The organism is Allobosea caraganae (assembly GCF_003351345.1).
Taxonomy (GTDB): domain Bacteria; phylum Pseudomonadota; class Alphaproteobacteria; order Rhizobiales; family Beijerinckiaceae; genus Allobosea; species Allobosea caraganae.
Window position 1 is genome coordinate 78,454 of record NZ_QQTO01000001.1, and the last position, 20,813, is coordinate 99,266.

The 20,813-nt window shown below is 67.0% G+C and carries 18 protein-coding genes; 9 read left to right on the plus strand and 9 right to left on the minus strand.

Features of this window, described 5'->3' with window-relative positions; all coding sequences use genetic code 11:
* Position 1: 1 nt before the first annotated feature.
* Both DWF00_RS00380 and DWF00_RS00385 read left to right on the plus strand, forming a co-directional pair.
* On the plus strand, positions 2-841 hold the full coding sequence (locus DWF00_RS00380; protein ID WP_114828554.1) for a phosphoenolpyruvate hydrolase family protein: 840 nt from the start codon (positions 2-4) through the stop codon (positions 839-841).
* Between the two features lie 33 nt (positions 842-874).
* Entirely contained in the window at positions 875-1,318 is a 444-nt protein-coding gene (locus DWF00_RS00385) for an SRPBCC family protein (protein WP_114828555.1), read from the plus strand.
* Positions 1,319-1,457: 139 nt separating this feature from the next.
* Here the strand turns inward: DWF00_RS00385 and DWF00_RS00390 are convergent, their stop codons facing one another.
* Genes DWF00_RS00390 through DWF00_RS00400 form a run of 3 tightly spaced genes read right to left on the minus strand, consistent with a single transcriptional unit; the run spans position 1,458 to position 4,980 of the window.
* A complete protein-coding gene (locus DWF00_RS00390) occupies positions 1,458-3,296 on the minus strand; it encodes a phosphoenolpyruvate hydrolase family protein (protein ID WP_114828556.1) in 1,839 nt (612 codons plus the stop codon).
* A complete protein-coding gene (locus DWF00_RS00395; protein ID WP_114828557.1) occupies positions 3,259-4,329 on the minus strand; it encodes a Gfo/Idh/MocA family protein in 1,071 nt (356 codons plus the stop codon). Before DWF00_RS00395 ends, DWF00_RS00390 begins: the two co-directional genes overlap by 38 nt.
* 3 nt (positions 4,330-4,332) lie before the next feature.
* Entirely contained in the window at positions 4,333-4,980 is a 648-nt protein-coding gene (locus DWF00_RS00400) for a cupin domain-containing protein (RefSeq protein ID WP_425453039.1), read from the minus strand.
* 268 nt (positions 4,981-5,248) lie between these two features.
* On the opposite strand from DWF00_RS00400, the gene DWF00_RS00405 reads away from it, so the two are divergent.
* Positions 5,249-5,854, plus strand: a complete 606-nt coding sequence (locus DWF00_RS00405) for a phosphoenolpyruvate hydrolase family protein (RefSeq protein ID WP_114828559.1) — start codon at positions 5,249-5,251, stop codon at positions 5,852-5,854.
* 11 nt (positions 5,855-5,865) lie between these two features.
* Here DWF00_RS00405 and DWF00_RS00410 read toward each other — a convergent pair whose 3' ends face one another.
* From DWF00_RS00410 to DWF00_RS00435, 6 genes are all read right to left on the minus strand, one after another.
* Positions 5,866-6,690, minus strand: a complete 825-nt coding sequence (locus DWF00_RS00410; RefSeq protein WP_114828560.1) for a carbohydrate ABC transporter permease — start codon at positions 6,688-6,690, stop codon at positions 5,866-5,868.
* On the minus strand, positions 6,687-7,622 hold the full coding sequence (locus tag DWF00_RS00415; protein WP_114828561.1) for a carbohydrate ABC transporter permease: 936 nt from the start codon (positions 7,620-7,622) through the stop codon (positions 6,687-6,689). The genes DWF00_RS00410 and DWF00_RS00415 overlap by 4 nt, the downstream gene beginning before the upstream one ends.
* 25 nt (positions 7,623-7,647) lie before the next feature.
* The gene (locus DWF00_RS00420; RefSeq protein ID WP_114828562.1) at positions 7,648-8,964 is read right to left on the minus strand and encodes an extracellular solute-binding protein; all 1,317 of its coding nucleotides are present in this window, start codon (positions 8,962-8,964) and stop codon (positions 7,648-7,650) included.
* Positions 8,965-9,178: 214 nt separating this feature from the next.
* Positions 9,179-11,494 carry a xanthine dehydrogenase family protein molybdopterin-binding subunit gene (locus DWF00_RS00425; RefSeq protein ID WP_245973686.1) on the minus strand — a complete coding sequence of 772 codons (2,316 nt, stop codon included), beginning with the start codon at positions 11,492-11,494 and terminating at the stop codon, positions 9,179-9,181.
* A gap of 301 nt (positions 11,495-11,795) precedes the next feature.
* A complete protein-coding gene (locus tag DWF00_RS00430) occupies positions 11,796-13,082 on the minus strand; it encodes an ABC transporter substrate-binding protein (protein ID WP_181832566.1) in 1,287 nt (428 codons plus the stop codon).
* 120 nt (positions 13,083-13,202) lie between these two features.
* Positions 13,203-14,075 carry a MurR/RpiR family transcriptional regulator gene (locus DWF00_RS00435; RefSeq protein WP_114828564.1) on the minus strand — a complete coding sequence of 291 codons (873 nt, stop codon included), beginning with the start codon at positions 14,073-14,075 and terminating at the stop codon, positions 13,203-13,205.
* A 95-nt stretch (positions 14,076-14,170) separates the two neighbouring features.
* On the opposite strand from DWF00_RS00435, the gene DWF00_RS00440 reads away from it, so the two are divergent.
* The 6 genes from DWF00_RS00440 to DWF00_RS00465 all read left to right on the plus strand — a co-directional run bounded on the left by DWF00_RS00440 (position 14,171) and on the right by DWF00_RS00465 (position 20,589).
* Positions 14,171-15,784: an ABC transporter substrate-binding protein gene (locus DWF00_RS00440; protein ID WP_114828565.1), complete on the plus strand. Its 1,614-nt coding sequence runs from the start codon at positions 14,171-14,173 to the stop codon at positions 15,782-15,784.
* Positions 15,785-15,853: 69 nt separating this feature from the next.
* Complete coding sequence (locus DWF00_RS00445; protein WP_114828566.1) at positions 15,854-16,831, plus strand: ABC transporter permease; 978 nt, start codon at positions 15,854-15,856, stop codon at positions 16,829-16,831.
* Complete coding sequence (locus tag DWF00_RS00450; protein WP_114828567.1) at positions 16,828-17,736, plus strand: ABC transporter permease; 909 nt, start codon at positions 16,828-16,830, stop codon at positions 17,734-17,736. The genes DWF00_RS00445 and DWF00_RS00450 overlap by 4 nt, the downstream gene beginning before the upstream one ends.
* Complete coding sequence (locus DWF00_RS00455) at positions 17,733-18,713, plus strand: ABC transporter ATP-binding protein (RefSeq protein WP_114828568.1); 981 nt, start codon at positions 17,733-17,735, stop codon at positions 18,711-18,713. Before DWF00_RS00450 ends, DWF00_RS00455 begins: the two co-directional genes overlap by 4 nt.
* A complete protein-coding gene (locus tag DWF00_RS00460) occupies positions 18,710-19,717 on the plus strand; it encodes an ABC transporter ATP-binding protein (protein WP_114828569.1) in 1,008 nt (335 codons plus the stop codon). Before DWF00_RS00455 ends, DWF00_RS00460 begins: the two co-directional genes overlap by 4 nt.
* Positions 19,714-20,589: an alpha/beta hydrolase family protein gene (locus DWF00_RS00465; protein ID WP_114828570.1), complete on the plus strand. Its 876-nt coding sequence runs from the start codon at positions 19,714-19,716 to the stop codon at positions 20,587-20,589. Before DWF00_RS00460 ends, DWF00_RS00465 begins: the two co-directional genes overlap by 4 nt.
* The last annotated feature ends 224 nt before the right edge of the window (positions 20,590-20,813 follow it).

Below are 20,813 nucleotides of genomic sequence, written 5' to 3' on the forward strand. Positions count from 1 at the left end.
CATGCCCCCATTCCAGAGACAGCAACTGGTCGACCGCTTCCAGGACATGGTCCGCCGCGGCGAGAAGATCGTCGGCGGCGGCGCCGGCACCGGGCTCTCGGCCAAATGCGAGGAGGAGGGCGGGATCGACCTCATCGTCATCTACAATTCCGGCCGCTACCGCATGGCGGGCCGAGGCTCGCTCGCCGGCGTGCTCGCCTATGGCAATGCCAACGAGATCGTCGTGGACATGGCGCGCGAGGTGCTGCCGGTGGTCAAGCGCACGCCGGTGCTGGCCGGCGTCAACGGCACCGACCCGTTCTGCCTGTTCGACAGCTTCCTCGACGACCTCAAGCGCATGGGCTTCTCCGGGGTGCAGAACTTCCCCACGGTCGGGCTGATCGACGGCGTCTTTCGGGCCAATCTCGAAGAGACCGGCATGGGCTACGGCCATGAGGTCGAGATGATCCGCATGGCGCGCTCGAAGGAGATGCTGACCACGCCCTATGTCTTCAACGAGGCCGAGGCAGTCGCGATGACCGAGGCGGGGGCCGATATCCTCGTCGCCCATATGGGCCTGACCGTCGGCGGCAATATCGGCGCCGAGACGGCCTTCAGCCTCGCCGATTGCGTGCCGAGGATCGACGCCATCGCGGCAGCGGCGCGGGCGGTGCGCGAGGACATCATCATCCTCTGCCATGGCGGGCCGATCTCCTCGCCCGACGACGCCCGCTACATCCTTTCGCAATGCCGCCACTGCCATGGCTTCTATGGCGCCAGCTCGATGGAGCGGCTGCCGACCGAGGCCTCGCTGACGGCGCAGACCCGCAGCTTCAAGGCGATCGCGAAGGCCGCCGAATAGACGCGAAGCAAAAGACTTCTGGAGGAAATGGAAATGGCGAAAGTCTATGTCAGCGGGATCATCGATGCGCCGGTCGACAAGGTCTGGGCCTATGCCCGCGACTTCAACGGCCATGGCGAATGGCATCCGCTGATCGCCGAGAGCCATGTCGAGGACGGGCTGCCGAGTGACCGGGTCGGCTGCGTGCGCAATTTCACGCTGACCAATGGCGGCCACCTGCGCGAGCGGCTGCTCTCCTTCAGCGACCTGGAGCGGCGCTTCACCTACAACATTATCGTCTCGCCGATGCCGATCGAGAACTACGTCGCGACCTTCGGCGTCAAGCCGGTCACCGAGGGGAACAAGACCTTCGTCGAGTGGATGGCGGAGTTCGATGTTTCCGCCGCCGATGAGGCCGACATCAAGGACAAGGTCGGGCAGGGCACATTTGCGGAGGGCATCAAGGCGCTGGAAAAGGCGGTGAAGGCGCGAGGTTGACGGTCAGACTTCCCAGCCCTCATCCTGAGGAGCGCCGTAGGCGCGTCTCGAAGGATGCTCCAGCCATCTCCGGAGCCTCCTGGATCATCCTTCGAGACGCCGCTTCGCGGCTCCTCAGGATGAGGGCTGGGAGTTGAGCTCATTCTCCCTCGGGCGCCGCCATCGATTGCAGCCCGTAGGTGCGCATCTTGTTGTAGAGGGTCTTGCGCGAGATGCCGAGATACTCGGCCGTCTGGCTGCGGCGGAAGCGGTTGCGCTTCAGCCCGTGCAGGATCCACTCCTTCTCCGAACTGAAATTCCGCGCGGAGGAAGCGGCTTCGGCGCCGAGCGGTGGCAGATGCTGCTCCAGGATGACGCTGCCGGTGCAGGCCAGCACGGCCTGCTCCAGCACGGAATCGAGCTCGCGCAGGTTGCCCGGCCAGTGATGCGCGGCGAGCAGGCGGAAGGCAGCAGGGTCGAGGCTCTTGGGCTCGCTCTGCCGGCGCAGGCCGATCGTGCGCAGCGATTCATCGATCAGCGAGGGCAGGTCCTCGCTGCGCTCGCGCAGCGGCGGCAGCACGATCGTGAAGCAGCCGAGCCATTCGGCGAAGCGCGGATCGACCCGGCTGGGCGGGAGATGGCGCAGGTCCTCGCCAGCGATGGCAAGGAAGCGGACATTGAGCGGTGACGGCGTCTCGCTGCCATGGCGCCAGAACGAGCCGGCCTCGACTGCGTCCAACAGCGCCCGCTGCACCTCGAGCGGCATCTCGTCGGCATCGTCGAGCAGCAGCGAGGAGGAATGGACGATCTCGAGCCAGCCGAGCCGGTGCTTGACGGCGCTCGGGTGCATCCCGGCCATGCAGCCGAACAGGTCGAGCTTGAGCCGTTCGGAGCCCTGGTTGGCGCAGGGCAGGCTGACCATGTCGCGCGCCTGCCGCGGCCCGAAGCGATGCAGGGCGCGGGCGATCTCGCGCCGGCCGGTGCCGGCCTCGCCGGCGATGACGACGGGATAGTCGGTCGTGGTCAGCCGGTTGAACAATGCGCGCGCCGTCTCGGCCGCCTGCGAATGGCCCCAGAGCGGGCGGGGGAAACGGCGCGGGTTGAAGCGGCTGTCGAGACCGTCAGGCTGCTGGCGCGCCATGCCGATCGCCTTGAAGGCGGCGGTCACGACCTCGATCGCGCTCTCCGACGGCACGCGGTCGATGGTCGAGCCGCCGATATAACCGTCGACCCGGGCGATCTGGCAGAACTCCTCCAGCTGCTTGGGGCTGACGATCGGACCGCCCTCGACGAGGCAGCGCGTCTTGCGCGAGACGGCGCGAACCTGCTGGGCGATGGCGTTGGCCATCAGCCCGGCATCCTCGACGCGCAGATGCGAAACGGCGCCGAGCACGCCGCCGACATTCCAGCCGAGGTCGATATTGACGATATCCGCGCCTTGCCTGGCGGCTTCAGTCGCCTCTTCGGCAGTATGGGTATAGGCCAGCGTCGAGAGCCCGCGCTCGCGCGCGACGCGCAGCAATTCGAGCTCGCGGCCGAAGCCGACGCCGCTGCGCTCGAGGAAGGCGCGGTACTGGCCGTCGATCAGGATCGAGGTCGGGAAATTGGCGATGCCGCTGAAGCCGGCCCTGGCGATGCGCTCGACGAGATCGGCCAGATCAAGCCGCGGATCGAAGCTCGCCGCGCCGAAATAGACCGGTACGGTGGCGCGCGGCAGGATCTCCGAGCGGGCGAAGCTGAGCACGAACTCGTTGCTGTCGCGCAAGGGCAGCATGGCCGCGACCGAAGGCTCGCCGATGCAGCGCATCCGGCCGGCGCTGAGGGCAATGAGAAAGTCGGCGCCGCCGCGCGTCGCCGATTGGGCCGCCATGCCAGTGCCGATCGCGGCACCGACCATGAAGCGCGGCTGCTCCCGCTGGGAGCCCGAAAGGTCCGGCCCCATCTGAGCCGGGGCCCTGACGCTACGACCCGTCGAAGGAGCGGATATAGTCCTGGACATCGATGGTCTTGCCGCTGCGCGCGCTCTCGATCCCCGCAAAGATCAGGGCAGCCGCGTGGAGGTTCGCCTCGACATGGGTCTCCATCTCGGCGCCGCCGTCAAGCCAGGTGCAGAATTTCTCGATGAGCCAGTTGTTCAGCCATTTCGGCTGGGTGATGAGCTGGATCTTCTGGCCCTGGCCTTCGCGGCAGCGCTGGCGCACGAGCTGGCTGCGCGAGAAGATCTCGATCTCGCGGTTGTTCAGGATCGCCGTGCCGAATTCGCCGTCGACGCGGACATATTCCTTCATCCAGTCGTTCAGGCCGACCGCCGCTGAGGACGAGCCCTCGTAGATGCCGCGCACGCCGTTCTGGAACACCATCATGACGATGCCGTCGGTGTCTCCCGCGTATTTCGCCCAGTCCGGCTTCCAGGTCGAAGCGGTCAGCGACTGGCACTGCGCCCCGGCGAAATCGGCGACGAGGTCGAGATGGTGGACCGCGCCCTCGATCATCAGCGGGTCCATCATCGTGTGGCGGAAGAGGGCGCCCCAGGCGAGGTGCTCGCGCATGTCGGCGAAGTAGCGGCAGCTGACATTGTTGACCCGGCCGATCTGGCCGGCGCGAATGACCTGGCGCAGCGTCGTCTTGTCCTGGTCGAAGCGGTGGCTCATCGTCACCGCCATCTTGCGCCCGGCGGCGCGGACCTTGCGGGCGATGCGGGCGCTGGCCGCCATCGTGTCGGCGATCGGCTTCTCGCAGAGGATGTCGACATTGTGCGCCAGCGCGATGTCGATCACCGCCTCATGGTAGCCGGGCGGCACGACGATCGTGCAGAAATCGACCTTATGGGCGGCAAAGGCGGCCTGGGGATCGGTATAGCAGGCGGCTTCCGGCAGCTTCAGCGCCTTGCGGCCGAATTCGAGCGCCTTGGGGTCGATATCGACCAGCGCCACCACCTCGATCGTGCCGTCGGCGATGTTCGAGGCGAGGAACTCGGTGCACCAGCGCCGCCCGAAGGTGCCGACGCCGACATGGATGACCTTCTTCGTCATGGTTCAGATTCTCTCGGGCTGGGGCTGGGCAAGGCCGTGGGTGTGGTTCCAGAGATGGCCGACGCGCTTGCGGCCCTCGAGCGACGTCTCGAAATAGACGGCCTTCACCGGCTCGGAGACGCTCGCCATGTCGTGATGATGGCCCATGCCGAGCGCGACGCAGTCGCCCGGCCCGCTGTCGAAGAAGCGGCCACCGACGACGACCGTGCCGCGGCCTTCGAGGACCAGCCAGTACTCGTCGCAATCGTGGTAATGGGAATCGACCCGGGTCGCCTTGGGGTAGGAGACCGGATCGCCGTTATTGGTGGCGTCGGGCTCATGAGCGACGCGGAAGATGCCGCAGCCGGAGATATCCTCGCCCCAGCTGCCGCAAAGCCGCACGAGCTGCGTCTTGGCGCCGTGGCCGATCACGCTCCAGGCCGCGAAGCTCGGCTTGTCGTGAATGTCGAGAAACTGGCCTTCCTTCAGGATGACGGAGCCGCCCTGACCCATGATCTGAGCCGTGCCGCCGGTGCAGAGCAGGCGCTCCTTGGCGGTTGCCTGCTTGCGCGCGGCCGTCTGGTTCTCGGGAAGGTCGATGATTTCAAAGGAGCGAAGCGTGCACCAGGCCGGCGGCGCTTCAAGACTGCGGAAAAGCGACAAGATCGGCACCTCGGAACGACATGAATGCCCGTCGAAGGTGAAAGGCAGCGGTCGTCGCGCCCGCGCGAGCCCGTCCTGGCAACCTCCCGGCGAAGATCCTGCCCGCGGCCTTGAGCGACCGAAGTGAATCTCCACGATCAGAATGACCGCGCCGCCCTCAGCCGAATAGGACAAAACTGGGAATGGTGGGTAGAATTGGGAAAGCCGGGCGCCAGCAAGGACATCCGAGAATGGCGCGGGGCAGACCGGTCTGCAACCCCTGCCAAGGAGGAGCGCCGTGACCGATTCGACCTATGCAAAGCCGCAGCCGCTTCGGCGCATGCCGGGGGCGGCGAAGCTGCCTGCCCGGCAAGGCGAGCCGTCCCGGCCGTTCCGGATCGTCGCCGGCACGGAGCAGGATTGGGAGGGCGTCGCGGCGGGCGAGCTTGTTCTGGTCTGTCCCTGGCTGGCGGGGCTCGACCCCGCGACCGGCCTGTGGCTTGGGGCGCTGCCGATCCATGACTGCAACGCCTTCATCGACGGCGACTGGAGGCTCGATGCCCCGGCGCAGCTGCGCGAGCGCTGCTATGTCGGGGTCTTCGCTCTGGATCGGCTGCGCTCCGGCCCGCAGATATTCGGCCCCTTGCGCGACAAGGGTGTTAGCCGGCTGATCAACCTGCCGAGCGTCAGCTTCTTCGATGGCGCGACCGCGCAGACCTTCGGCCGGCTCTCCTTCACCCTGGAGAGCGAGATTGCCTTCCTGGCGCAGGCACGGAGCCTCGGCTTCGGCACGGCCTTGTGCGCGCGTTCGGAGGCCGAGCCGGCGCTCGCGAGAATGGCGCAGTTCGACTTCGTGCTGCGCCATCGCGGTCCCGGGCATCCGCTGGCGATCGACGAGGCCTGAACGACTGGGCTTCAGCCCTTGACCGAGCCCATGGTCAGGCCGCGCACCAGGAAGCGTTGCATCACCACCGCGAAGAGCACGACCGGCGTCGAGATGATGAAGGCGGCGGCGCCGATCGAGGGCCATTGCACGCCGTATTCGCTGCGGAAGGCGACCATGGCGAGCGGTGCCGTCGAGGCGAAGCTGTTGGTCAGCGCCAACGCGAACAGGAACTCGTTCCAGGCGGCGATGAAGACGAAGACGCCGGTCGCGACGATGCCGCTCGAGGTCAGCGGCAGCATGATCTTGAGGAAGACCTGCAGCTCCGAGCAGCCGTCGATGATCGCCGCCTCGCGGATCTCGCCCGGCACGTCGCAGAAGAAGCCGCGCAGCAGCCAGATCGCGAAGGGCAGGTTGAAGGTGGCGTAGAGCACGATCAGCACGCCATGGGTGTCGAGCACGCCGAGGCGCGAGGCGACGAGGTAGATCGGGATCAGGATGGCGATGCCCGGCACCATGCGCACGATCAGGACGAAGAGCAGGAAGCCGGTGCCGCGGATCGGCAGATGCGCCAGTGCGAAGGCCGCGGGTGCCGCGACCGTCAGCACCACCGCCGTCGTCAGCGTCGAGACGATGATGCTGTTCAGCATGTAGGCGCGGAAGATGCTGTCGCCGAGCACGCTGCGGAAGCCCTCGAGCGTCGGCTCGAAGATGAAGCGCAGCGAGAGCGTGTCCACCGCCGAGCGGAAGCCGGTCAGCACCATCCAGGCATAGGGGAAGAGGTAGACGATGCCGAGCCCGAGGCAGAGCAGGCTGAGCAGCAGCCGCTTGGTGGAATGCGAGAGAGTGAGCGTCATGCCGGCCTCCGCGCGGTCCGGAACAGGTGCCTGAGCAGCGGCGCGCTGGTGATCAGCACGATGACGACGAAGATCATCGCGATCGCGGTGGTCCGGCCCATGTCGAAGGATGAGAAGGCGATCTTGTAGGTGTAGACCGTGATCGTCGTCGTCGCCTCGCCGGGGCCGCCCTGGGTGAGCAGCCAGATCTTGTCGAAATCGTTCATCGTGGCGATGCCGCGGAAGGCGGCCGCGATCAGCATGTAGGGCACGAGATGGGGCAGGACGACGTAGCGGAAGCGCTGGAAGACGTTCGCCCCATCGACGCGGGCGGCATCCATCAGGTTGCTGTCGACCGATTGCAGCCCGGCCAGGATGACCAGCATGAAGAACGGCGTGTTCTGCCAGGAATCCATGATCACCATGGCGAAGAAGGCGTGTTCCAGCCCGAGCCACGCAACCTTGCCGAAGCCCAGCGCCACCAGCACGGAATTCAGCACGCCCTGTTCCTGCTCGTAGAGCAGCTTCCAGAAGATCGCGATCACGGCAGGGGTGATCACCATCGGGATCAGCATGATCGAGCGGAAAAACGAGGCGAAATGCAGCTCGTTGTCGAGCAGCAGCGCCAGCAGGGTGCCGAGCGTCAGGCTCAGCGTGACCGAGGTCAGCGTATAGAGCAGAGTGACCTTGACGGCCTGCCAGAAGGACGGCGCCCCAAGCACGTCGGTGTAGTTCTCGAGCCCGGCGCGGATAGTCTCGCTGCCGGGTTCGGTCAGCACCCAATGGGTGGTGCTGGTCATCACCGCATAGATCATTGGCCCGAGATAGACGGTCGCGAGCATGATGACCGCGGGCGCCATGAACCAGTAGGGTTCGAGCGGCACCCGGGCGCGGCGGTGGATCGAGGCCTTGCGGGCTCCGGCCGGGAGCGAAGGCCCTCCGGCCGCGAGCATTTGCGAACTCGTCACGGCTGGCCGCTCACTGGATGTAGCCACGGCGCTTGAGCAGCGTCGTCACGCGCTCCTGGAGGGCGGCCGCGCCTTGTTCAGGCGTCTTGGTGCCGGAGCAGACGGCATTGGCCTCGTCGTAGATTTGGATGTTGACCTGCTCGGCATCCTTGATCGGCGCATAGGTCGCGACATTGCCCTCCATCGCCTTCAGCACGGTCGGGAAGAAGGGAAACTTCTTGTTGGTGTCGGGATCGAGCAGCGCCGAGCGGCGTACCGGGGAAAGGCTGAGCAGCGCGGTCTGCTTGACGATCTCGGGCGAGGTGAACCAACCGAGGAAGAGCTTGGCCGCGTCGAGATTGCGCGATTTCGACCCGACCGAGAGGCCCCAGCCGCCGAGCAACACCGTCTCGGGGGTGGGAGCATAGCCGACCCCCTTGGCGATCTTCGATTTCGACGGGTCGTAGAGCGAGCCGACGCCGCCGGCCCACATGTAGCCCTGCGCGGCCTGTGCCGAGGAGACGCTGGCGATCATCTCGGGAAAATCCCAGGTCAGGTTGCCGGGAGGGCTGATCGGAGCGAGCTGCTCCTTCATGTAGCGGAACGCCTCGACGCTGGCCTTGCTGTCGAGCAGCGGCTTGCCGGCCTGGTCGAAATACTGGCCGCCGAAGGAGTGGAACAGGGTGATCCAGACGCAGCAGGTCTGGATCGTCTTGCCGGCCGGCATGTTGTAGCCGAACTGGTCGCCCTGCTTCAGCTTCGCACCGTTCTCGACGAGCTGCTTCCAGGTCGCCGGACCCTGTTCGGGATCGAGCCCGGCCTTCTGATAGGCCTCCTTGTTCCAGACGGTGAAGGAGGTGTCGCCGTTGATCGGGACGGTGGCGAGCTTGTCTCCGACCTTGGAATAGGCCGCCAGCGCACGCGGCGCGTAGTCGTCCCAGTTCATCGGCGGGATGCCGGCGACTTCCTTGTCCATGTTGGTGTGGTCGATGACGAAGGGAGCGACCTGCTCCTTCCACTGGTAGGCGACCAGGTAGACGTCGAAGGAGTTGGTGTTGGTCGTCGTGTCGAGCACCATCTTCTGGTAGCGCTCGGCGGTCGGCAGGGCCGAGAACTCGACATTGATGCCGCTGGCCGCGGTGAACTCCTTGGCGACCTCGGCCGAGCCGACATAGGCCGGCGTATTGCCCCAGATCACCTTCACCGTCTTGCCGGCATGGGTGCGGGGCAGGTTGCGCGTGGCTGCTGCTGCTGCGGCCTGCGCGGAGCAGTGCTGCACGAGGGCGCTGTACGAGGCGCCGGTCGCAAGGGCGCCCAGCGTGAATTGGCGGCGCGAAAGCCCCATCATTGTCGATCCTCCCAGGTGATTTTCTTTGTTGGGGGAAGGACAGCAGATCGACTATGCGGCCTCAATTGCCTTGTCGGGGCACGCTGAGTAATTGTGGGTAACCTCAATCAGATCGCCCAGGGAGGTCTGCTTTCGGGCAGGCTTCGAGCTTCTGCTCTTGTAGCGGCGGACGATTGCACGCAGACGCCTGCGCCGCACGCTCGCCGACATTGTCTCATCTGCGCCCGTGGATAACCCTCCAGATGGTCTGCGGGGTCGCCGGCATGTCCACATGCCGCACGCCATAGGGGGAGAGCGCGTCGACGATCGCGTTCATCACCGAGGGCAGCGAGCCGGCGCAGCCAGCTTCACCGCAGCCTTTCGCGCCAACCGGGTTGTTCGCGGTCGGGATGCCCTGGCTGGTGAAGGAGAAGAAGGGCACGTCCGCCGCGCGCGGCATCGCGTAGTCCATGTAGGAACCGGTCATGAGCTGGCCGGATTCGTCATAGGCCGTCATCTCGTAGATCGCCTGGCCGATGCCCTGCACGACGCCGCCGTGTAGCTGCCCCTCGACGATCATCGGGTTCACCAGCGTCCCGAAATCGTTGACCATGACATAGCTGACGACCTCGACCTGTCCGGTCTCCGGATCGATTTCGACCTCGGCGATATGGCAGCCATTGGGATAGGCTGACGGCGCCGCCTGGAAGACATGGTCGACATCCAGGCTGTGCGGCAGCTCCTCGGGCAGGGCCGGTCCCGTCCGCAGCCTCTCGGCGAGCTCCATGACGCCGATCGAGCGGTCGGTCCCGGCGATGGTGAAGCGGCCGCGGGCGAATTCGATGTCGGCCACACCCGCCTCCAGGAGATGCGCGGCGACGAGCTTGCCCTTCTCGATGACGCGATCGCCCGCTTCCATGATGGCCGAGCCGCTCGCCATGATCGATTTGGAGCCGCCCGTCCCGCCACCCGCGATCAGCCGGTCGCTGTCGCCCTGCACCAGGCGGATCTTGTCGAAGGGCACGCCGAGCTTGCTCGTCAGCACCTGAGCGAAAGGCGTCCAGTGGCCCTGGCCGTAATCGAGCGTGCCGGTGACGATCGTCACGCTGCCATCCGCCTCGAAATGGAGGCCGCCCATCTCGTTGCTGGGCGGCGCGGTCACCTCGAGATAGCAGCCGATGCCGCGGCCGCGGAGCTTGCCCGCCTTGCGGCTGTCGCGCTGACGCGTCTTGTAGCCGCCCCAATCCGCCACCTCGAGCGCCTTTGCGAGCAGGGCCGGGAAGTCGCCGCTGTCGTAGAGCGTCCCGATCGGAGTGGCCCAGGGCAGCTGCTGCGGTGCGACGAGGTTGCGCCGCCTCAGCGCGGCCTTGTCGATCCCCATCTCCGCGGCGGCCGTGTCGATCAGCCGCTCCATGAAGTAGTTTCCCTCCGGCCGCCCGGCGCCGCGATAGGCGCCGATCGGCGCCGTGTTGGTGACGACGCATTTGCTCTGCACCTCCACCAGCGGCGTGCGGTACATGCCGATGCTGTTCTTGCCGATGTTCATCGTCGCCATCATCGGCGCGAAGGGCGAGAGGTAGCCGCCCATGTTGCCGATGCCGCTGAAGCGCGTCGCCAGGAACGTGCCGCGTGCGTCGAGCGCGAGCTCGGCCTCGAAGACCATGTCGCGGCCATGATGGTCCGAAACGAAGCTCTCCGACCTCTGATCAGTCCACTTCACCGGCTTCTTCAGGAGGCGCGCGGCATGCAGCAGCACGACATATTCGGGAAACACCGAGGACTTCATGCCAAAGGAGCCGCCGACATGGCCGGTGACGAGCCGCATCCGCTCCTGCGCGACGCCCATCGCGGCTGCGAGGTTGTTGCGCATGCCGAAAGCGCCCTGGCTCGGGGCGTGCAGCGTGTAGCGGTTGGCCTTGCGGTCATAGCTGCCGATCGCGGAGCGCGGCTCGATCGGGTTCACCACGATGCGGCTGTTGACGATGCGCAGCTTGGTCACATGCGAGGCGCCGGCAAACGCAGCGGCGACCTTTTCGGCATCGCCATAGTGAAAGTCGAGGATCACGTTGCCGGGGACGTCGTCATAGAGCTGCGGCGCGCCGGGTGCGACCGCATCTTCCCCCGCCGTGACGGCGGGAAGGATCTCGATGTCGAGCGCGACAGCCTCGGCGGCATCGCGCGCCTGCACGGCGCTGCGGGCCACGACCATCGCCACCGGATCTCCGACGAAACGGACCTTGTCGGTTGCCAGCGCCTTGCGGACCGGCTTCCTGATCGGCGTGCCGTCGCGGTTGGGCAGGTCGATCTGGCACTTCAGCGTGCCGTAGCCATGGCCCTCGAGGTCGCCGCCGGTGTAGATCGCCACGACACCCTTCATGGCTCTGGCACCCGACACATCGATGCCCCGGATGACGCCGTGCGCATGCGGGCTGCGGACAAAGGCGGCGTAGAGCTGCCCCTCCAGCGAGAGGTCGTCGGTGTAGCGGCCGTCGCCGCGCACGAGGATCGCGTCCTCTTGGCGCGGGACCGACTGGCCCACCTCAAACGTCATCGCAGAAGGGTCGGCCGGGGACATGCGCATATTCATAAGGAGGCACCGCGACTAAAGCTGGGCTGATCGGCAGGCGATCCGGCTACTGTGGACCCAAAAGGGCGGCGCCCGCCCTGCAGATGTCGCATGGGCGGTATCCTCGCCGTGGATCAGCGGGCACGCTTTCCACGTCCGCCACGCACGCCGTGGCGGTCGTCTCGGGCGCCTGGCGCTGGCGTGGCGTTGACGCGTTTCTTCGGGCCGAATGCGCTCGTCTACTCCGTCTTCGTCGCCTGGCTGCCGGCGATCCTGCCCGCCATCATCAGGCCCTGGCCAGGACGCGCTCAGCCTCCGAGACGAGTTCGTCGGCCGCCTGCTTCGGCGTCAGCTGCTTGAAGCCGGTCTTTTCCGCGGCCTGCCGGATCAGGGCCGTGACCTCGCCCGCTCCCTTTGGCGGCGCCGGCGGCAGGGGCGCGGGGCCCCGCTTGCTGAGCGCGGAGAGGTGATCGACCTGGATCCGGCCCGTCTCATCAAGGTCGCCCGCCAGGAGTGCGCGGATCTTCTCGGAAGGCGAGACGCCGCGCTCGACGCCGAGCAGCTTGGCGCCGTCGGGCTTGAGGACCATGAAGTCGATCAAAGCGGCGGCCAGCTTCGGATCGGCGGCCTTCGCGGCGACGCACAGCATCATCGAGGGCTTGAGGTATTCGCCGGGCTTTTCGCCCTTTGGATGGAAGGCCATCCCGAGCTTGCCCTTGTTCGCGGTCTGGTAGCCGACGATCTGGTTGCTGTTGGTGAAGGTGATCGCGGCGTGCCCCGTCGTCAGCAGGTCGGTGTCGATGGTGATCTTGTCCGTGGCGGCGACGTCGGCCGGTGCGATCGCCCCTTTTGCCCGCATCTCGGCGCAAAGCGTCAGCCAGGACTCGGCGTCGTCGCGGGTGAAGCCGAGGCGCCCCGACGCGTCGTAGAGGGTGCGCCCGCGCGTCAGCACCCAATATTCGAGCTCGGGTTCCATCACGCTCGGATCGGCGGCGCCGAAATAGCCGCGCCGGTTGGCCTTCTTGGTGATGCTTTCACTGAGCGCCGTGAATTCGGCCCAGCTCATCTCTGGAGTCGGCGCCGGCAGGCCGAGCGTGTCGAGCATCGTCTTGTCGTAGAGCAGGACGTCGCTGTTCATCCCCATCGGGATGCCATACTGCTTCCCATCGATCTTTCCGGCCTCGATGACCGACGGGACGTAGTCGCTGGGGTCGATGACCGACGGAATGAGATCGTCGAGGGGCCGCAAGGCGCCGCGTCGCGCGTATTCCGGCAGGTAGCGATAATCCATCTGAATGATGTCGGGCGGACTGCCGCCGGCGACCTGCGTCGCGAGCTTGGTCCAGTAGGCGTCCCAGCCCACGCTTTCGTAGACGACCTCGACGCCGACGTTCAGACGCTTGAAGGCGTCGATCGCGGCCTGCGTCCGCTTGGCGCGGTCGGCCCCGCCCCACCAGGCGATCCTGAGGCGGCCCTCCGCCGCAGCGGCGGGGGACGCCAGCTTCAGGACGGCAGGCGCCGCAATCAGGGACCCGAGGCGCAACACATCGCGCCGTGATAGCTTCTTCGCCATTGCTGCTCTCCTTGGATACCTTGCTCGCCATCCCTGTGGCTGGGCATCTTGTTTGACAAAAGCGCCCGCGCGGCGCGAACCTTTCATAGTTGAATCCCTGACGCAACGATGTGTCTGGCACTATTGGTGAAAGGTCCAGAGTAGGCTTTCGCTGAGTTCCTTCAATGCCTCGACGGCGTCCGGCCGCTCGCGCGCGACGGCTGCGATCAGGGCATCCGCGAGCGCGAACACTGCCGTCGGCGAATTCGGGAGGAGGCGACTGCGGGCCGGCGCGAATAGCGTGACGTCGGCGATCGGCGCGAGCGGCGATGTCGGGCTGTCCGTCAGCACGAGCAGCGCCGCGCCGCGCTTCTTGGCGAAGTTGGCGAGGTCGAGCGTCGCGCGGGAGTAGCGCGGGACCGAGATCGCCACGACGAGATCGTTCGGCCGGGCCGACATCATGTGGCGGATGGCGCGCTCGGGGCCAGTGCGCGAGGATGCGAAGATCACGTCGGCATCGAGATACAGAGCCAGCCCATCCTCGAGGAAGGAGGCGACGTGGTGGCTCGCGCCGGAGGCGGCGATGAAGACGCGCGGCGCCTTCAGCAGGAGCTCCACGGCCCGCGTCGCGGCTGCCTCCGTCAGCCCGTCGCGCGCGGCCTGGAGGTTTGCGGCCTGGTCGGCGAGGGCGTCTGCGAACGTCGCGAAGGTCGACCCCGCGGCCGAGCGCGCACCGGCGAAGCTGTCGACCGGGTCGTGCGCGAACTTCAGCGCGGCCGAAAGCGCGCTGCGGAACTCGCCATAGCCACCATAGCCCAGCGTCCGGACGAAGCGCGTCACCGTGGCGTTGGAGGTCCCGCTGCCCTCGGCCAGCCCCTCGATGGTCATCGTCGCGACGTCGAGCGGATGCTGCAGCACGAAATCGGCGGCACGGCGATGGCCGTTGCTCAGCGACGGGTAACTCTGCGCGATCCGGTTGGAGAGATCCGTCGTCGGCTTCAGGCCCTGGGACATGCGTCGCCACCCGATTGACGTTCAAATATTTTCATGTTTGCTACTAGACGAAAATGAAGCTGTCAAAAGCGTCCAAGTCGGGAGCGGATTTCACCATGCGTCAGTCCCTGTTCGCCGCGGCCTTTGCCGCCCTCTGCCTGCCCGCGACCGCGGTCTCGGCGCAAACCCTGCGCATCGCGCTGGCGTCGGAGCCGACGGCCGTCGATCCGCATTATCACGACCTCACCCCGAACAACGCCTTGGCGCAGCATATCTTCGACTCGCTCGTCAGCCAGGACGAGCAGCAGAAGCTGCATCCGAGCCTCGCCTCGTCCTGGGAGAATGACGGCAAGAACCGCTGGACCTTCAAGCTGCGCCAGGGTGTGAAATTCTCGAACGGCAAGCCGTTCACCGCGGAGGACGTGGTCTTCACCTTCTGCCGGACGCTGAAGAACGAGACCAAGGTCTCGGATTCCTTCGCCGACGTCACCGGTAACTTCGCTTCGGTCGAGACGCCGGACCCGCAGACGCTGGTGATCAGCACCACCAATCCCGAGCCGCTGCTGCCGAACCTGCTCTCGGCGCTCAGCATCCTCTCGGCCGGGATCGTCGAGCATGGGCCGATCAGCTACGACGTCGCCAAGAACTGCGGCGTCACCGGCCCCTGGCCAACGGTCAGCGGCTTCAACGATGGCACGCTCGCCATCGGCACCGGTCCCTACAAGCTGAAATCCTATGTGCGCGGCTCGGCGATCGAGCTGGAGCGCAACCCGACCTATTGGGGCAAGGCCGAGCCCTGGGCCAGCGTGCGCCTGCTGCCCGTCAGCAATGCCGGCCCGCGCCTCGCGGGCCTTCTGGCCGGCGACTACGACGTGATCGAGAACCCGGCGGCGCGCGATCTCGGCCGGATCAGGGGCGACAAGCGCTTCGGCCATGTCGTCACCCCCTCGACCCGGGTGATCTACCTCCAGCTCGACGTCGCGCGTGACCAGAGCCCCTTCGTCAAGTCGGAGGACGGCAAGAACCCGCTCAAGGACCCGCGCGTGCGCCAGGCGATGTCGCTCGCCATCGACCGCGACGCCATCGTGAAGCGCATCATGGATGGCGCGGCGGAGCCGGCCTATCAGTACCTGCCGACAGGCATGTTCGGCACCCAGCCGAACCCGCCGAAGCTCGCCTATGATCCCGCGGCGGCCAAGAAGCTGCTGGCCGAGGCGGGCTACGCCAAGGGTTTCCAGCTTACCGTGGCGACGACCAATGATCGCTACATCAACGACAGCCAGATCACCCAGGCGGTGGCGCAGTATCTGACCCAGGTCGGCATCAAGACCGAGGTCGACGCGATGACGCGGGCGATCTATTTCCCGCGCCGCGCCAAGAAGGAATTCAGCGTCGCGCTCGGCGGCTGGGGCTCCGCCACCGGCGAGGCAGCCTCCTTCCTGCGCCAGTGGCCGCCGACCCCGAACGAGGCCAAGACGATCGGTGGCTCGAACTATGGCGGCTACAAGAACGAGCAGTTCGACAAGGTGATCCGCGAGGCGATCACCACGCTCGACGACGCCAAGCGCGCAGCGCTTCTGCAGGAGGCCGGCAAGCTTGTCCTCGCCGACAACGCTTTCATCCCGCTGCACTTCGAGAGCGGCATCTGGGCCTTCAAGTCCGATCTCACCGTTGCCGGCCGCGCCGACCAGTTCATGCTGGCGATGTCGGTGAAGCCGGTCGCGAAATAAGTCCTGGGAACGACGGGCCGCCCGCGAGGGTGGCCCGTGCGGAACGCGTAGCGGAGCCGGTCGAGCCTCATGACCGCCTATGTCCTGCAGCGACTGATCCAGAGCGTGCTCGTTCTGCTCGCGGTTTCGGTCGTGGTCTTCTTCGCCGTCTACGGCATCGGCGATCCGATCGAGCTGCTGGTCTCGCCGCAGGTCAGCGCGGCCGAGCGCGAGGCGCTGATCCGGCGCCTCGGCCTCGACCTGCCGGTCTGGCAGCAATATTTCGTGTTCATGGGCAATGCCCTGAAGGGCGATCTCGGGCGCTCCTTCGTGCATGGCGTGCCGGCGATCGAGCTGATCCTCGCCCGGCTGCCTGCGACCTTCGAGCTCGTGCTGCTGGCGATGACGTTCGCCATCTTTACCGGCGTGCCGCTCGGCCTCTTCGCCGGGCTCGACCCGGAGAGCCGGCCCTCCCGCATCATCATGGCCGGCACGGTGCTGGGCTATTCGCTGCCGAGCTTCTGGAAGGGCATGATGCTGATCCTGCTCTTCGCCGTCGTGCTCGGCTGGCTGCCGACCGCCGGGCGCGGCGAGACGGTCACGGTGCTCGGCATCTCGACCAGCCTGCTGACGCTGGACGGGCTGCGGCATCTCGTGCTGCCGGCGCTCAACCTCGCCATCCCCAACATGGCGCTGATGATCCGCCTCGTCGCCGCCGGCACCACCGAGACGATGACGCAGGACTACGTGAAATACGCTCGCGCCAAGGGCGTGAGGCCCCGGCGCATCGTCGGCCGGCACGTGCTGCGCAACATCCTGATCCCGGTCGTCACCGTGGTCGGCATCGAGTTCGGCAGCCTCGTCGCCTTCTCGACGATCACCGAGACCGTCTTCGCCTGGCCGGGCATGGGCAAGCTCCTGATCGATTCGGTCTACCAGCTCGACCGGCCGGTCGTCGTCGCCTACGTCCTACTCGCGACGCTGCTCTTCGTCACCGTCAACTTCCTCGTCGACATCCTCTACGCCGCGCTCGACCCGCGGGTGAAGCTGACGGGAGAGATGGCATGAGCGCGAAGGCGAAGACGCCGGCCGTTCCGGCCTATGCCGATACGCAGCTGCGCGGGAAGGTGCTGCGCCGGATCCGCAGCCGGCCGACGACGCGCGGCGCTGCCATCCTGCTCGGCGTCATGGTGCTGCTGGCGCTGCTGGCGCCGGTCATCGCACCGCAGAACCCGCACGACCTCGCCTCGCTCAGCGTGATGGACAACCGCCTGCCGCCGGGCGAGGCCGGCATGACCGGCGTGACCTACTGGCTCGGCACGGATTCGCAGGGGCGCGACATGCTGAGCGCGATCCTCTACGGCCTGCGCACCAGCCTGATGGTCGGCTTGTCCGCGACGCTGGGCGCGCTCTTCATCGGCATCTCGGCCGGGCTTCTGGCGGCGCAGTTCGGCGGGGCGGTCGATGCCGTGATCATGCGCGTCGTCGATTTCATGCTCGGCTTTCCCTCGATCCTGATCGCGCTCGTGCTGCTCGCCTCGATCGGGCGCGGGGTGGACAAGGTCATCCTCGCCATCGTGCTGGTGCAGTGGGCCCAATACGCCCGGCTGATGCGCGCCTCCGCGCTGGTCGAGCGGCGCAAGGAATACATCGAGGCGGCGCTGAATTTCGGCCTGCCGACCCGGTACATCATGATCGCGCATCTGCTGCCCAATTCGGTCGGCTCGGTGCTGGTCGTCGCCTCGATCAGCGTCGCCAGCGCGATCACGCTGGAGGCGACGCTCTCCTTCCTCGGCGTCGGCGTGCCGGTGACGCAGCCCTCGCTCGGCCTGCTGATCGCCAACGGCTTCGAGTTCCTCCTGTCGGGCGAATACTGGATCGCGGTCTTCCCCGGCATCGCGCTGGTGCTGCTGATCGTCTCGCTCAACCTCGTCGGCGACAGGCTGCGCCGCAGCTTCAACGTGCGCTCATGAGTGACGCCCTGCTCGAGGTCCGCGGCCTCAGGACCGTGTTCCATGCGCTCGACGGCGCCTGGCCCGCCGTCGACGGTGTCGATTTCAATGTCGCGCGCGGCGAGGTGCTGGGGCTCGTCGGCGAATCGGGCTCCGGCAAGTCGGTAACCGGCTTCTCGCTGGTCAGGCTCATCGATCCGCCGGGCGAGATCGTCTCCGGCACGATCAGCTTCGACGGCGAGGATCTGCTTGGCGCCTCCGAGGAACGGTTGCGCGCCCTGCGCGGCGACCGCATCGCGATGATCTTCCAGGACCCGCTGATGACGCTGAACCCGGTGCTCAGCATCGGCGAGCAGATGAGCGAGGCGATCCTGGAGCATCGCGCATGCAGCCGGGCGGAGGCGCTGGCTAAAGCCGCTGAGGCGCTGGCGCGCGTCGGCATCTCCTCGCCCGAGGCGCGACTGCGGCAGTTTCCGCATGAATTCTCCGGCGGCATGCGCCAGCGCGTCGCCATCGCCACGGCGCTGCTCAACGCGCCCGACCTGATCATCGCCGACGAGCCGACGACGGCGCTCGACGTCACCATCCAGAGCCAGATCCTGTTCGAGGTGCAGAAGCTCAGCCGCGAGACCGGCACCGCGGTGCTCTGGATCACGCATGATCTCGCCGTGGTGGCCGAACTCGCCGACCGGGTAGCGGTGATGTATGCCGGCCGCATCGTCGAGATCGGCCCCGTCGACCAGGTGCTCGACGCGCCGCGCCATCCCTATACGATCGGGCTGCTGAAATCCTCCGCCACCATGGTCGCGCCGGGCGAGCGGCTCCACCAGATCGACGGCGTCGCACCGCGCATCGACGCGCGGCCGAGCGGCTGCCCGTTCCGGCCGCGTTGCCTGCGCGTCCAGCCGATCTGCGCCGATGAGGACCCCGCCGCGACGGGGCAGGGCGGGCACAGCTTTCGCTGTCACAACCCGGTGCCGGCGGGAGACGCGGCATGAGCGCGCCGATCATCGAGCTCAAGGGCGTGGCCAAGCACTTCCGCCGTAGCCCGACGCTGGCGGAGCGCATCCTGATGGCGACCGGGCGGGGCAAGGCGCCCCCGGTGCTGCGCGCCGTCGACGGCGTCGATCTCAGCGTGCGGCGTGGCGAGGTGCTCGGCCTCGTCGGCGAATCCGGTTGCGGCAAGTCGACGCTCGCGCGCGTCGTCACCGGCATTCTGAAGCCGAGCGCGGGCGAGGTGGTCTACGAGCAGCGGCCAGTGGCCAGGCTCAAGGGCAAGGAGCGGCTCGATTTCCTGCTCAAGGTCCAGATGATCTTCCAGGACCCTTACGCCTCGCTCGATCCGCGCATGAAGGTCAGCCGCATCGTCGGCGAGGCGCTGAGCGTCCACAAGCTTCTGCCCAGGGCCGAGATCGACAAGGCGGTGGACCAGGCGCTGAGCGAGGTCGGGCTCGATCTCGCCTATCGCGAGCGCTATCCGCACCAGTTCTCGGGCGGGCAGCGCCAGCGCATCGGCATCGCGCGAGCCCTGGCCGTGAAGCCCGATTTCCTCGTCTGCGACGAGCCGGTTTCGGCGCTCGACGTCTCGATCCAGGCGCAGGTCGTCAACCTGTTCATGGATGTGCGTGCCCGCCACGGCCTGACCTATCTTTTCGTCAGCCACGATCTCGGCCTGGTGCGCCATATCAGCGACCGGGTCGCGATCATGTATCTCGGCCGCATCGTTGAGATCGGCGCGGCGAACGAGGTGTTCGCTGGGCCCGCGCACCCCTACAGCGCGGCGCTGATCGCGGCGATACCCTCGGCGGCGCGGCGCAAGCAGGCCTTCCAGCCGCTCAAGGGCGAATTGCCGTCGCCGCTCGCGCCGCCGCCGGGCTGCCCTTTCCATCCGCGCTGCGAGCAGGCGATGCCGGTTTGCCGCGAGGTTCGGCCGGTCCTGACCGAGATCGCGCCCGGCCGCAGCGCCGCCTGCCACCTGCACACGGCTTCGGAGTCCGCATGACCACCACGACCCTCAATCCGCCGCTCGGGCGCAGCACGCTGCCCTTCGTCGACGGCCGCCATCCGGACCGGCCGCTCGCCGTCAATGTCTACCGGCCGGTGCGCCACCAGCCGAACGATCCCGTCATCGTCGTGCAGCACGGCATGATGCGCAACGGCGACGATTATCGCGATTTCTGGATCGACGCGGCCGAGAAGCACGGCCTGCTGATCGTGGCGCCGACCTTTCCCAACGAGCACTTCCCCAAGGCCGAAGGCTACAACAACGGCCTGCTGGTCACCGATGATGGCGCGATCGCCCCGCGCGAGCAGTGGCTCTATGCGGTGCCGGAACGCGTGCTCGACGCGCTGCGGGCCGGTGGCGTGATCGAACGCCCCGTCATTCGCATCTTCGGCCATTCGGCCGGCGGCCAGTTCGTGCATCGCATGCTGGCGACGGAAGGCGGCGCGCTGTTTACGGCGGCGATGGCCGCCAACTCGGGCTGGTACACGCTGCCGACGCTCGAACGCCGCTTCCCGGAGGGGCTCGGCGGCGCCGGTCTCGACCGGGATGCGCTGGTGCGCTGGCTCGCCTATCCGATGATCATCTTCGCCGGGGACCGCGACATCGTCACCGACGATCCCAATCTGCCGGCGCAGGCCGAAGCGCTGGCGCAGGGCCCGCACCGCTATGGGCGCGCCCATTTCATGCTCGACTTCGCCCGCACCGAGGCCAGCCGGCTCCGCGTGCCCTGCAACTGGCAGCTGATCACGGTCGGCGGGATCGGCCACGACGGCGCTGCGATGTCGCGCGCGGCGGCGGCCTACTGGTTCGAAGGCGGCCGAATCCCTCCGGCGGAGGAACTCGGAAGACAGGCCGAACCGGTGCTCTGAGGTCGGCGCGCGACTGCGCGGGACAAGCTGGTAGGGCGCTCGCGACGGAGGCGGGCCGCCTCAAGGGTCGAAGGGATCTGATTTCTCCGGACCATTTCGACGAGGATCCGGAGCAGTCCCCGCTTGGCTATTCATGCGGCTTCTCCGCGTCTGGCGCCCGGCGCACCGCCGATGCGCCGGAATCTCATTTTGACGGCAACGCTGGAATTGTTAGCATTCTCGTT